General features: G+C 65.1%; 11 protein-coding genes and 1 pseudogene. 2 read left to right on the top strand and 10 right to left on the bottom strand.

The features are described from left to right. Window positions 1-46: 46 nt before the first annotated feature. Window positions 47-2,227 carry an ATP-dependent DNA helicase RecG gene (gene recG / locus ACE3P9_RS08685; protein WP_374493382.1) on the bottom strand — a complete coding sequence of 727 codons (2,181 nt, stop codon included), beginning with the start codon at window positions 2,225-2,227 and terminating at the stop codon, window positions 47-49. A gap of 160 nt (window positions 2,228-2,387) precedes the next feature. On the opposite strand from recG, the gene ACE3P9_RS08680 reads away from it, so the two are divergent. Next, entirely contained in the window at window positions 2,388-3,245 is an 858-nt protein-coding gene (locus ACE3P9_RS08680) for a 3-hydroxybutyryl-CoA dehydrogenase (protein ID WP_374493486.1), read from the top strand. A gap of 129 nt (window positions 3,246-3,374) precedes the next feature. On the opposite strand, the gene ACE3P9_RS08675 is transcribed toward ACE3P9_RS08680, so the two are convergent. The 5 genes from ACE3P9_RS08675 to ACE3P9_RS08655 form a co-directional block, all read right to left on the bottom strand. Next, window positions 3,375-4,031 (bottom strand): potassium channel family protein, encoded by a 657-nt coding sequence (locus ACE3P9_RS08675; protein WP_374493381.1) that lies wholly within the window; start codon window positions 4,029-4,031, stop codon window positions 3,375-3,377. Window positions 4,032-4,174: 143 nt separating this feature from the next. Next, window positions 4,175-4,747 carry a hypothetical protein gene (locus tag ACE3P9_RS08670; RefSeq protein WP_374493380.1) on the bottom strand — a complete coding sequence of 191 codons (573 nt, stop codon included), beginning with the start codon at window positions 4,745-4,747 and terminating at the stop codon, window positions 4,175-4,177. Between the two features lie 268 nt (window positions 4,748-5,015). Further along, window positions 5,016-6,158, bottom strand: coding sequence for a bifunctional diaminohydroxyphosphoribosylaminopyrimidine deaminase/5-amino-6-(5-phosphoribosylamino)uracil reductase RibD (gene ribD / locus ACE3P9_RS08665; protein WP_374493379.1), 1,143 nt, complete (start codon window positions 6,156-6,158; stop codon window positions 5,016-5,018). Next, window positions 6,155-6,832 carry an O-methyltransferase gene (locus tag ACE3P9_RS08660; RefSeq protein WP_374493378.1) on the bottom strand — a complete coding sequence of 226 codons (678 nt, stop codon included), beginning with the start codon at window positions 6,830-6,832 and terminating at the stop codon, window positions 6,155-6,157. Before ACE3P9_RS08660 ends, ribD begins: the two co-directional genes overlap by 4 nt. Before the next feature lie 51 nt (window positions 6,833-6,883). Next, window positions 6,884-8,419, bottom strand: a complete 1,536-nt coding sequence (locus ACE3P9_RS08655) for a chloride channel protein (RefSeq protein WP_374493377.1) — start codon at window positions 8,417-8,419, stop codon at window positions 6,884-6,886. 686 nt (window positions 8,420-9,105) lie between these two features. Between ACE3P9_RS08655 and ACE3P9_RS08650 the strand changes: the two genes are divergently transcribed. Further along, entirely contained in the window at window positions 9,106-10,152 is a 1,047-nt protein-coding gene (locus ACE3P9_RS08650; RefSeq protein ID WP_374493376.1) for an FUSC family protein, read from the top strand. Here ACE3P9_RS08650 and ACE3P9_RS08645 read toward each other — a convergent pair. The 4 genes and pseudogenes from ACE3P9_RS08645 to ACE3P9_RS08630 all read right to left on the bottom strand — a co-directional run. Then, window positions 10,086-10,364 (bottom strand): hypothetical protein, encoded by a 279-nt coding sequence (locus ACE3P9_RS08645; RefSeq protein WP_374493375.1) that lies wholly within the window; start codon window positions 10,362-10,364, stop codon window positions 10,086-10,088. The two genes, ACE3P9_RS08650 and ACE3P9_RS08645, sit on opposite strands and share 67 nt — an antisense overlap. 137 nt (window positions 10,365-10,501) lie before the next feature. Then, the gene (locus ACE3P9_RS08640) at window positions 10,502-11,038 is read right to left on the bottom strand and encodes a hypothetical protein (RefSeq protein ID WP_374493374.1); all 537 of its coding nucleotides are present in this window, start codon (window positions 11,036-11,038) and stop codon (window positions 10,502-10,504) included. A gap of 88 nt (window positions 11,039-11,126) precedes the next feature. Next, entirely contained in the window at window positions 11,127-12,512 is a 1,386-nt protein-coding gene (locus tag ACE3P9_RS08635; protein WP_374493372.1) for an RNA-binding domain-containing protein, read from the bottom strand. 420 nt (window positions 12,513-12,932) lie between these two features. Beyond that, window positions 12,933-13,024: pseudogene (locus ACE3P9_RS08630) on the bottom strand (IS5/IS1182 family transposase); the annotation flags it as partial.

Raw genomic sequence — 13,024 nt, 5'->3', positions numbered from 1 at the left:
TACACGGGTTCCGCCGGCCGATTCGATTCGCCTGGGGCCTCGGCTCTCAGGCCTTGAGGTAGTCCTCCCGCCCCCCGATCCAGCGGTCGAGGTGGCGGGTGGCCTCGCGGGGATGGTGGGCGAGCATGTGAGGGGCCCAGTGGCGGGCCCATTCGATGAGTTCGGTGTCGGTATCGAGGTCGGCAAAGCGCAGCAAAGGGGTACCGCTCTGGCGGGCACCCAGCAGCTCGCCGGGGCCCCGGATGGCGAGGTCGCGTCGCGCAATCTCGAAGCCATCCCCGGTTTCCACCATGGCCTGCAGCCGCGCCTTGGCGGTGTCGCTCACGCGGCCGGCCTCGTTGGTGGCGTAGAGAAGCACACACACGCTGGCGGCCGCACCGCGTCCCACCCGCCCCCGCAGCTGGTGCAGCTGCGACAGGCCGAAGCGTTCGGCATGCTCGATGACCATGAGGCTGGCATTGGGCACGTCCACGCCCACCTCGATCACGGTGGTGCTCACCAGCACCTGCGTCTGCCCCTGCACAAAGGCTTCCATCACGGCCTTTTTCTCGGCCACGGGCAGCCGGGAGTGCAGCAGCGCCACGGCCACGGGCCGGCCATCGGGGGTATGGGCGGTCTGCAGGGCCTCCTGCAGTTCCTCCCAGGTGCGGGTGGCGTTCTGCAGGTCGAGCGTCTCGCTTTCCTCGATGAGGGGGCAGACCCAGTAGACCTGCCGGCCCTCGGCAAGCTGGCGACCGATGCGCTCGACGATTTCATCGCGCCGGTGCTGGCTGATGATCTTGGTGAGCACGGGGGTGCGGCCCGGCGGCAGCTCGTCGATGGTGCTGACCTGCAGGTCGGCGTAGTAGCTCATGGCGAGGGTGCGCGGAATGGGCGTGGCCGTCATCATGAGCAGATGGGGTTCGGCCACGGGCCCACCAGGGACTTCGGGCGGGGCCATCTTGTCGCGCAGCGCCAGCCGCTGCGCCACGCCAAAGCGGTGCTGCTCGTCGATGATGGCCAGCGCCAGACGATGAAAGGTCACACGCTCCTGGATCACCGCATGGGTACCGACCACCAGGGCGGCCTCGCCGCTGGCGATGCGGGCGAGCATCTCGCGGCGCTCGCGCGGCTTCTGGCTCCCGGTGAGCCAGGCGACTCCCACCTCCAGCGGGGTGAGCCAGTCGAGCAGCTTGCGGAAGTGCTGGGCCGCGAGGATTTCCGTCGGTGCCATGAGCACGCACTGCCAGCCGGCATCGATGCAGATGGCTGCCGCCAGGGCGGCCACCACGGTCTTGCCCGATCCCACATCGCCCTGCAGGAGGCGGTGCATGGGGCGGCCGGTCTGCAGGTCACGGGCGATTTCCTCGGCCACGCGGCGCTGGGCCTCGGTGAGCGAAAAGGGCAGCACTGCCAGCAGCCGCTCGTGCAGGCCGCCTGCACGCACGGGCAGACGCGGCGCATGCAGCCGGTCGCGCTCGGCCCGCGACTGGGCCTGCGAGAGCTGCTGGGCGAGGAGTTCCTCGGCCTTGAGCCGCAGCCAGGCCGGATGGGTGCGGTCTTCCAGCGCGGCCATGGACACATCGGGCGCAGGATGATGCAGATAGGCCAGCGCCTGCGCCAGGGGCCAGGGCGGCTGGTGCAGACGCGCCGCCAGATCGCGCAGCGCCTCAGGGGGCACGGTTTCGGCGAGCTGGCCTGTGGTCTGCGCCCGCTGCAGCCCCTGCACCACGGCCCGGCGCAGATAGGCCTGCGGCAGGCTGCCGGAGGCGGGGTACACCGGCGTGAGCGCATCGGGCAGCTCGCCACCGGCGGCCCGAAAGGCCGGATGCAGCATGGTGCAGCCCATGAAGCCGGTCTTGACCTCGCCGCGCAGCACCACACGCTGCCCCTCGGCCAGCGCCTTCTGCTGACCGGGGTAGAAGTGAAAGAAGCGCGCCGTGACCACGTCCGTGCCGTCATCGACCGTCACCACGAGCTGGCGGCGCCCGCCCCAGCTCACCTCGCAGGAGGTGACCACGCCCTCGATCTGCACCGTCGCACCGGGCGCCGCATCGCTCAGGCGGGTGATGCGGGTCTCGTCCTCGTAGCGCAGAGGCACATGGAGGGCAAAGTCCATGGGCCGCACGAGCCCGAGCTTGCGCAGGGCCTTCTGCTGGGGCGAGAGCGGGCGCCCGGCCCGGGCAGACGGCGTGCGCGCAGCGGGCTGCGCAGGGGAGGAGGCGGAATCGGCAGGGGAATCGGACATGGAACGGAGGCGCTCTCCCGAAAGCCGGCACGGGAAGTGCCATCTTTCACAAAGGGCCGGATTGGACAGGGCTTGCCGCTGTGCAGTGCAGCATAATGCCACCGACACGGGTTAAGATAATCCATTGAATCATCAACCAACTGCGGAGCATTCTATGAGCATCAGCATTCAGAAGGTCGGCATCATCGGCGCCGGAACCATGGGCAACGGCATTGCACAGGCCTGCGCCACCAGCGGCATCGACGTGGTGATGGTGGACATCGCCGAACCCGCCGTCCAGAAGGGCATCGCCACCGTCACGGCCAGCCTGGACCGCCTGATCAAGAAGGAAAAGATCACCGAAGCCGACAAGGCTGCTGCCCTGTCCCGCATCAAGGGCAGCACCAGCTACGACGACCTCAAGGACTGCCACCTGGTGATCGAGGCCGCCACCGAGAACCCCACGATCAAGAACAAGATCCTGCAGCAGCTCGACAGCATGCTGCCGGCCGATGCCATCATCGCCAGCAACACCTCCTCGATCTCCATCACCGAGCTGGCTGCCCAGACCCAGCGTGCCGACAAGTTCATCGGCATGCACTTCTTCAACCCCGTGCCCATGATGGCGCTCGTCGAGCTCATCCGCGGCCTGCAGACCAGCGACGCCACCCATGACACCGTCAAGGAACTGGCCGAAAAGCTGGGCAAGACCCCCATCACCGTCAAGAACAGCCCCGGGTTCGTGGTCAACCGCATCCTGGTGCCCATGATCAACGAAGCCTTCTTCGTGCTGTCCGAAGGCGTGGCCACGCCCGAGGACATCGACGCCGGCATGAAGCTCGGCTGCAACCACCCCATTGGCCCGCTGGCGCTGGCCGACATGATCGGTCTGGACGTGTGCCTGGCCGTGATGGAGGTGTACGTCGAGCAGTTCAACGACAGCAAGTACCGCCCCTGCTACCTGCTGCGCGAATACGTGGCCGCTGGCCGCCTGGGCCGCAAGACCGGCCGTGGCGTGTACGACTACACCGCCAAGTAAGCCTGCGGGCCCTCTACGGGCCCCTGTGCAACGACAAGGGACGCCGTGTGCGTCCCTTTTTTCATGTCTGTTCCATGGCAGTTCTCGCTCGCCTGTGGACTCGTGCCGGAAACACCGGGCTGCCGCGCATCAGGCCGCTTCGCGGGCGACGGCCTGTTCCGGTTCGCGGTGGGTAGCAGCAGCGGCGGCTCCGTTGCCTTCGGGGGCTGTCTGGGCTGCGGCAGCGATCGGGGCGCTGCCTTCTGCCGCCGACGGAATCGGGGCATCGGCCACCGAGGCCAGTGACAGGGAGGGAGACGCCGCATTCTGGTAGCACGACTCCTGCGTGATGCCACGCTGTGCCTGGAGCTGCTCCAGCGTGAGGCGCACCACATGCAGCTCGTGTCTCAGAATCCGCAGCTCGGCCAGCATTTCCAGCTCGCTGTGCTTGTCCTCGACCTCCACCTCCTGCTCGACGAAGATCGCGGCCAGCGAAGCCGTGACCATCGACAGCACGGCCAGCCCCAGCAGCACCACCACCACCGCGAACATGCGCGAAGCGTGGGTCGAAGGCACCACGTCGCCATAGCCCACGGTGGCTGCCGTGGTGAACGCCAGCCACAGCCCGTCCGAGAAGGTGTAGACGGTGGGGTCGAGCAGCCAGAACCCCACCCCGCCCAGCAGCAGGATGACCGCAGCCAGCGCCAGCGAATACATGAGCCCGCGCCGCACCAGCCGGTGGTGCCGCAGCCGCATGCGCTCCTTGCGCCGTTTCCACGGAGGGGTTGCCGAAGGGGTGTTGCTCATGCCTTCATTATCTGCGCGCGCCCCGGCTTCCCGCCCCGGGTGTCGCAGCTTTGTGACGCCTGAGTGACAGGACATTCCCGCAGAGACACGGCCCTTGCCCGGATGGCTGCCACGGAGCGCAGGGCACGTGAGGGGACGTCACGTCACGGCGCCGGGGCGGCCGCAGCGGGATTCGGTGCCCGCACCGCCTCCACGCCCCACGGCCAGTCACGGAAGGCCGCCAGCCCCTGCCCACCTCCGTGGGCAGCCGGCGTCGCCGGCGCTGAGGTGGCAGGTGGCATGCCTCCAGCCCGCGATGCCGGTGCCGGAAACGCCGTGGCCGGTGCAGCCTCGCCGGCCGGAGCCGTGGGATTCGGCTGCGGCTGCGAGGTCGGACTCCCCAGAGTGCCCACCACCGTGCCGGCTCCCACGCCCACACCGACCGGGCCGCCCAGCCCTACACCTACACCTGCGCCGGCAGTGACCTGGCCATGCGACCCGACACCCAGCCCCACGCCAAAGGGCCCGGAATGCACGGACACTCCCGCCCCGGCACCCCCCGTCCCCAGCCCCACCCCCACCGACACGCCCGGAAAGATCGGCACACCCACCCCCACTCCCACGGAGCACCCCGCGAGCACAGAGGCCCCCATCAGCACGCCCGCCCCGCAGGCGCAACGCAACAGGCAAGGCAGCGAACGCACGGTACGCGCGGCAGTGGAAACAGCAAAGGACATGACAGAACTCCTCGGCAGGGCACCCGAGGCCCCGATGGAAGGGATGAAAACGGAACGGAACAGAGCAGAACAGAACACCCACGCACGGCAATCAGGACAAGCAGCCGCTCGACCTTCTCAGGCTGGGCTGCATCCACGCCCATGCACCATAGCGGGCCTCTGCCGTTCGGACTCCCCTGCGCAGCCCGGAGTTCCGCACACATGTGCGCAAAGTGTGACGGATGCACGGCAGACGCGTGCCGACAGGCGCAGGAGGCGCTGCGCCACCTTATGCGCAGGGCGCGGCATCTTGCGGGGACTGCCGCCGCAGGCGCAGGCGCAGGTCGTCCCCCACGCTCGTCACCTCGTGCCAGTGCCAGCGCACCGCATCGGCCACGCGGGCCAGCGGCGGCAGCGCAGCCAGCGGTCTGCCCGGCCCCAGGGCCAGCGGCGCCACATAGGCCAGCCATTCGTCGGCCAACCCGGCATCGAGCAGCGCCCCCACCAGCGTGGCCCCGGCCTCGACGTGCAGTTCATTGACCTCGCGCCGCGCCAGCTCGGGCATGAGGCTGACCAGATCGACGCGCCCGGCCGCATCGGCGCCCCAGGCCTCGACCTGTGCCCCGGCCGCACACAGGGCCTCGCGCCGCGCCTCCCACGCTGCGCGCGCGGCCGGCTCCGCAGGCGGCACGCCGTAGATCCACACCTGCCGCTCCGGCACGGCCAGCAGCCGGGCCTGCGGCGGGGTGCGCAGCGCGCCATCCACCACCACCAGATGCGGCTGGCGGGAGGTATCCGGCAGGCGGACGTTGAGCAGCGGATCATCGGCCAGCACGGTGCCCACGCCGGTGAGCACGGCACAGGCCCGCGCGCGCCAGTGCTGCACGTCGGCGCGCGCCGGCTCGTCGGTGATCCAGCGCGAATCCCCGTCGGCCAGCGCCGTGATGCCATCGAGCGACGAAGCCGTCTTGAGCCGCACCCACGGCAGCCCCTGCTCCATGCGGCGCAGAAAACCCAGATTGAGCTCGCGCGCGGCATGGGCCACGGCGTCGGGTGCCATGTGCACCGCAATGCCCGCCGCCTGCAGGCGCGCAATGCCCTGCCCTGCCACCAGCGGATTGGGGTCGCGCAGGGCCACCCACACCGTGCCCACCCGGGCCGCGATGAGCGCATCGCAGCAGGGGGGCGTGCGGCCATGGTGGGCACAGGGCTCCAGCGTGACGTACACAGTGGCGCCGGCCACGTCGTGCCCGCGCCGTGAGGCGTCGCGCAGGGCCATGACTTCGGCATGCGGGCCGCCTCGGCGCTGGGTGTGGCCCTCGCCCAGCACGCGGCCGGCGTCATCCACGATGACACAGCCTACGCGGGGATTGGGATTGCTGAGGGTCAGGGCCTGGGCGGCCAGATCGAGTGCGCGCTGAAAGACATTCATGCCCGCATTATCGGCGGGCGCACCAGGGCCTGCTGCCGTGGCCTCTCCACCCGACAGGCCACCCAGGTCTGGCCGCCCTCCAGGGGAGGCTGCAGCTGCCAGCGTGCCCCGTCGCGCAGATCGGCCTTGGCCCTGCGACAGCCCTGCGGGCCGTTGAGCTCCAGGTTGGCGCACACCAGCCAGCCCCCGGGCCGCAGCAGCCGGTGCCATGCGTCAAGCAGGGCATGGGGCGGCACATGGCCATCGAAGAACACCATGTCCACACTGCCCGGCGCACAGTCCAGCGCCGGGAAAGTGACGGAAAACGAGCCCTCGTGCAGCCGCACCCGCCCGGCCAGACCGCACTGCGCAATGTGCTGCCGCGCCAGCGCGGCATGGGCGGCATCGCCTTCAAGCGTGTCGACCTGTGCCTGCGGACTGGCCCAGGCCATCAGGCAGGCCGTGTAGCCCAGCCCGGTCCCGAACTCCAGCACGCGCCGGGGCGCGAGCGCTGCCACCAGCCGCCAGAGCCCCTCCCCATCCTCGAAGGTATGGGCGCTGCACCCATGTGCCGCCTGATGCCGGCGCGTGGCCAACTGGATCGCCTGCAGCTCCGCAGGCAGCACGGCAGTGGCAGAAGACGGGGACAGAGGCTCAGTCAGCCCCGGAAACAAGGACGAAGAAGACGACGACATGGCAGAACACAACGGCAACGACAGCAGCACACGCACACACGGCAGCGCCCGTCATTGTCCCCCCTGCGGCCCGCGCCCTGCCGTGCGGACGGCTGCCCCAGCACCAGCACCGGCACTTGGGGATACGCCGGCGTCTTCGGGTGCAGCAGACTCCGCGACAACCGGGGGCAGATCCTCATCGCCCTGTGGTGCGGCGGCGGTGGCGGCTGCAGCCTCGTGGCCCGATTTCCCGTCTTCCTCCCTGTCTGCCCGTGTCTCAGGAGGCGGCAGAGCGGCCCAGCCTGCGGGAGCTACCGGCGCCCCCAGCGCCTTGCTGTACACCGACCGCGGGCGCAGCATGCTCGACAGCACCGACGCAAGCACGCACGCGGGCATGGCGGCCAGCACCACGTTGTAGCTGCGCGTGCTCTCGAACACCATCAGCGCCGACATGGCCGGCGCATGGGTAATGGCCGCCAGCAGGCTGCTCATGCCCGCCAGTGCCCACAGCGCCTGATCGGCATGGCCACCGGGCACCTGCACGCCCTGCGCCACCATGAGCCCCAGCGCCCCACCGAGCGCCAGCGTGGGCGTGAGCACCCCGCCCGGCACCCCAGCCGCACTCGCCACCGTCACGGCCATCAGCCGCAGCGCCGTCACAAGCACCAGCGCCGACAGCGTCCACGGATCGGTCAGAAAAGCCTGCACCGTGCTGAAGCCATTGCCCCACACCTCGGGCCGGATCACCGACAGCCCCCCGATCACCAGCCCCGCCAGCCCGAAGCGCAGCGGCACCCACGGCACCCGGCGCTCGAACCCCTGCCGCGTGCGCTCCAGCAGCCACAGAAAGGCAGGCCCCACCAGCCCCGCCAGCACCCCCAGCAGGCAGGCATCGACCAGATCGGCAAAGTTGATCGGCGGCACCGCCCGGGTCAGGTACAGCGGCCCGGCGGCAAACAGCGTCTGCGTCGTCAGCTCCCCCATCATGGCCGCCACCAGCAGGGCCGCCATCACGCGCAGGTGCAGCCCGCCCAGAATGATCTCTGCCACGAACAGCGTCCCCGCGATCGGCGCATGGTAGGCCGCGGCAAAGCCCGCTGCCGCACCACATGCCACGATCAGCCGCCGGTGCGCCTCGTCCATGCGCGAGAGCCGCCCCACGAGCGAGGCCATCACCGCCGCAAGCTGGATCATCGACCCCTCCCGCCCGATCGTGATGCCGCCGCTCACCGCCAGCAGCGACGCCCCTGCGCGCACCACATTGGGCGCCACCGGCAGACGGCCGTCGCCCACGCGCACGGCCTCCATGTAGGCGGGCCCCGGAGCACCGCGCAGCAGCCGCTGCCCCGCCCACACCACCAGCCCGGCCGCCGTGGCCGCCACGCAGGGCACCAGCACCCGCTGCCAGGGCGCCAGTGCCGCAGCGGCCGCCACCAGATGGTGCTGGCTGGAATACAGCCCCATGAGCGCATCGAGCGCCCAGCGGAACCCCTGCACCGTGCACGCCCCCAGCACACCCAGCAACGCCGCCAGCGGCAGCATGGCCACCATCGGATCGAACCGACGGCGGCCTGCCACATCGGAAGGCAGGGAAGAAGACGAAAACACGGACACGACCAGACCAGAATGCAGAAGAACGACAGAAGAAACCCCCGACCCGCCGCAGCGGGCAGCGGGCAGCGGGCAGCGGGCAGCGGGCAGCGGGCAGCGGGCAGCGGGCAGCGGGCAGCGGGCAGCGGGCAGCTTACCATTGCCTTGTACCGAAGCACACCGTCCGTGGCGCACAGGGTGGCGCCCCTCTCGGGTTCTGGCTTTGGGGCAGAATCATGCCCATGCCCCTCCTCGCGGAAGTGGCTCAGGCATGCGCACGGGGACGGGTGCGGGCACCCCTCGGCGGAGTGGTGCGCTGCACCTTCAGCGCACCTCTCTGCTCACCATCCGGCATCCACGCTGCCAGTCGGCAGCAAGCATTCTCTCCGGCAGGAGGACGCCGCGCCACCCCTTCTCGCTGCACCGTTTCCGGCTCCGGCCAGAACGCTGCCGCAGTCACCGTCACAGCCAATGGCAGTCAATGCCCGTCAATGGCAGCCGATCCACAGCGCGCCGTGAAGATGGCACACCCATGCAGCCGCCCCCGCGTGGCCGGCGGACAGAGGGGGAGCACGCCGCGCGTCTCATGGCCGGGCGGTCTGCCTCGGCCCCGGTACGGCCGATCGCCCGACTCCGGGATGTGTCGCCTTGCCCTGCCTGACCTTTCTTTGTTTTTGTATTCCTCTCACCTCAAGGGAGCCCGCATGAAATCCTTGCTGATGCAGCAATGGGACGACTTCTGGAAACTCAACCCCGCCAAGCGGCGCTGGGAAATGCCCTTCGTGGCCGCCATGGCCTCGGGCGTGCCCCTTTTCATCGGCGCGTACTTCCAACACGTGGAATACGGCCTGGTGTCGAGCCTCGGCGGCATGACGTTTCTGTACATGCCGCACACCAAGCTCGCGCACCGCATCGTGTTCATGCTGTGCGCCGCCTCGTGCATGACCACCAGCTTCCTGTTCGGGCTCGTCGCACACCATTTTCCGCACCTCATGGTGCCGCTCATCACGATCCTGACCTTTGCGCTCACCCTCATGAGCCGCTACTTCCGCATCGCCCCGCCTGGCAACCTGTTCTTTCTCATGGCGGCCATGATCGCAGCCTACATGCCCCTGCCCGTCGACCACATCCCCTATCAGGTGGGCCTGCTGTTCATGGGCGCCCTCATGGCCTGCATCCTGGGCCTGTTCTACACCCTGTACCTCATGGCGCGCGGCGTGCCGGAGCAGCCCATCATGCCCGTCGAGCAGGACATGGAACTCGTCGTCAGCGACTCCGTCATCGTCGCCCTGTTCGTGGGCGCCTCCCTGCTGCTCGCGCAGATCCTCGACATGCCCCGCCCCTACTGGGTGCCGGTGAGCTGCATCGCCGTGCTGCAGGGCATCAACTTCCGCGCCGTATGGAGCAAGCAGCTGCACCGCATCACCGGCACCGCCCTGGGCGTGGTGCTGGCCTGGGGGCTGCTGTCGCTGCACATGAACGTCTGGTACATGTGCCTGACCATGATGACCCTGAGCACCCTCATCGAATTCGTCGTGGTCCGGCACTACGCATTTGCCGTGGTCTTCATCACCCCGCTCACCATCTTCCTCGCCGAAGCCGGCAACCCCGGCATGGTCAACGAAGTCATCGCCGCCCGCCTGTGGGACACCCTGCTCGGCAGCGCCATGGGCCTGCTCGGCGGCTACTGCCTGCACCAGCTGGGCCTGCGCCACTGGCTCTCGCACCGGCTGCATGTGATGCGGGGGTGAGGGGCAAAGCATGGGCATCCTTCAACCAACCGTCCCTCGCAAAACCGGGGCGGTTCAGGATGGCGCTTGGGCGGTGGGCGCACATCGAAGCGCCGCTGCTGGCATGGGTGCTGGGCGGGGGCACTGGCGTCCCCCTCATCGCTGCTGTTGCGTCGCAGCTCACGGCTGATGGTGCAGGGACTGCGCTCTTGCAGGCAAGCGATGGCTCGCATGCTCCATGCCTTGCTGGCGCAGCGCTGCCAGTGTCACCCGTTCTTCAGCTTGCAAATGTTTGTATCTCGATTCCATATGCGTACATTACCCGTTTTGGGCAGTGTTGCACTTCGGATTGGAGACCGCTCAAACATTGTTACTGGTAACCTCGCCAATATTGTTCAACTTCCCACAATGCTTGATTTGGCATTGAGTTGCGAATTTCATCAATTATTTTTTGGTATTGAACTGAATTCAATTTAGACCAGCGGATTATTTTTGCCTCATTCCATACGCAACGATGGTCACCGATGTTTTTGGCGAACAACTCATCGAGAAGCACGTTATCAATTGGCGGATGTAGTGCTTTAACATTAGCATGGGCATGGTGCCCACCACAAACAAAGCCCGCCTTTAGATAAATATTGATTAGCTTCGCCGCGACCCCATGCGTAAATTTAAGACCAAGCCCTTCAGCTTTCAAAATAATGTCTTTGCGCCAATTTTCATGACGGGCGTCTACCTCTTGTGGCAAAGGCAGATTGCTTGGATCGACAAGTAATTTGTTTAAATCAGCCGCCTCAATAATTTTTTTCGCTTGTTCCACTGAAAAACGGCAGCCCTTGACACTCGCTGCACGCCCGGCAGCCCAAGCAGAAAACCGATGTTTGTGTTCTTCGATGGTGTATGGCACCGTATAGTCTCCCTTTGCACTTTAACGTTCAAGGCCAGGAACGCTCTGTCTATATGCAGACTCCCCGGCACCGAGGGATTAGCCCTCATCATTTCTGCACCAGCCGCCACGCGGCCTTGTTGCCCCTTAGTTCTGGAATCATTTCAATAAGACCTGCATCTTTCAGCTTGTAAAACTCAGATTTAACAGCATTCTCGCTCTTGATGCCCGTAATATCTCTGGCTTGGCGGTTCGTTATAGTCATTTGCTTATTAAGAAATTCCATAATCGCCTCTTGAGGAGTCGCAAGTGGGGCGTGCGGAATGATTACCCGAACGTAATTCCCTTCGTCAAGGATGTCGGGATTCCGCAGGCGCCACTCCTTCATCTTTTGAAATGCCGTATTCAATCCTTCACCAATATCCTTGTTTGGCGGACTCTTGTACCTAGATAGAATTCCAACGATCCTGGGATTTCGAGCGTAGCGAACGTCGAGGATATTGTCTTTATTAACGAAAGCAGGAAGGCGCCCTGGACTAAGAACTTCAATCCGATTGTCGAATATCTGAATCTGGACGTCATCTGACATTGAGTAGTCACGATGAATTAGTGCGTTAACAACTATCTCCCAGAGCGTCTCCGGCGGATAGGCCATCGCTTTCGGGCCGTCAGTCGTCCAAACATTAATTGACGACATAATCTGCGTCACCCGATCAACTGTCTTGTGAATAAGTTGATATAGCGGCCCCTCAACTGACTCGATGGGGCCAAGATGATCGCGTTCAGGGCCTTCTTCCTTGGTTTCGTAGCGTACGATCCGGACCGAACATTTCTTCGGCATCAGGCTGCTGGGTTCTGCAGAAAAAAGCAGCACCCCTGCGACTTTCGGTTTGAAAGTTTTTCTATCGATCAGATTCTTGTTGAGCGCAAGTTCAAGAGGGTCAGTTGTCGGCGAGTAGTCCGCAAGAAACTCAGATATACGGGGTGAATCGACGATATCCTCTGCAATTGCGTTATCAAGCGAATAGTCTTCATATGAGACAGCTCCTTTCGCAAACGATAACGCCGTAATACGAGCTGGATCGCTTACCGGAAGCGACTGCGCACCCTTTCGCTCGTACACAGTACCATCCGACGTTTTATGAACGGATTGGCTCTTGTCAATCTGTATTCGCAAAACATAGTGCGGCTTGCCATCAGCCTTAAGAAAAGCGATATCCATTGGAAGCGCTGGCTGAACCTCAGTTAGCGCCTGAATATGTTGGTTGAAGTCTTCAATATTCTTGACACCGACCCATCTCTTGGACGGATCAGGCTCGTCTTTCTCATCAGCTATTCCAACGTATACCTCACCTCCGTCAGCGTTTGCAAACGCGACAGCTACTCTTTGCAGCTTTGCACCTTTAATTTCAGCGGCTTTCCGATCGAAGAAATGATCCTCAGATCGAATGGAAAGCTGCAGTGCATCCGCAGCAGATATGTTCTTAGTTTCCATGTGGTGTCTCGATGAAGAAGACTAACACAATGTATCCTGCAGATACATGCCAGATAAGCTGGGCGGTGCGGAATATTCTGATCACGCGAGTCCTCAAAAAACGCAAGTGCATCAAGAAGTGTCGCTGCTTTTTTAGCAGTTTACCCCAGACTGCTGGCGGGTTGAAGATGTGCAGAATCGTCCACGGCGACGTGCGTCGCTTACGACTTCGCTGGGACCGCTGTGGACAACTCCGGCACACCAGAAAATTCCATTCTATGCGACCCATTGCGAGGGTGGGCTGGCAGTAGGCCCCTGTAGGTTTAATCCAGCGCCTCGTCAGCCATGCTGCCGTGAGTCAGCATGGTGTTGTACCCTTCGATGAACTGTGCAATATCGACTTTGGCCGCAATCACGCTGTCATAAGCCCTCAGAACGTGTTCACAATCTTCTGAGCAAAAGAGCCAAGAATGCCAAGTGAACGAACTGCAAGCTGGTGTTGAGCCATCGCTCATGGTTCTTCGAGAGCCTGC

Origin of the sequence: Allobrachymonas sp. (assembly GCF_041912815.1) — a bacterium.
In the GTDB taxonomy this organism is placed as follows: Bacteria; Pseudomonadota; Gammaproteobacteria; order Burkholderiales; family Burkholderiaceae_C; genus Brachymonas.
Note: the sequence above shows the minus strand (reverse complement) of the source record. Positions and strands in the feature narration are given on the sequence as shown.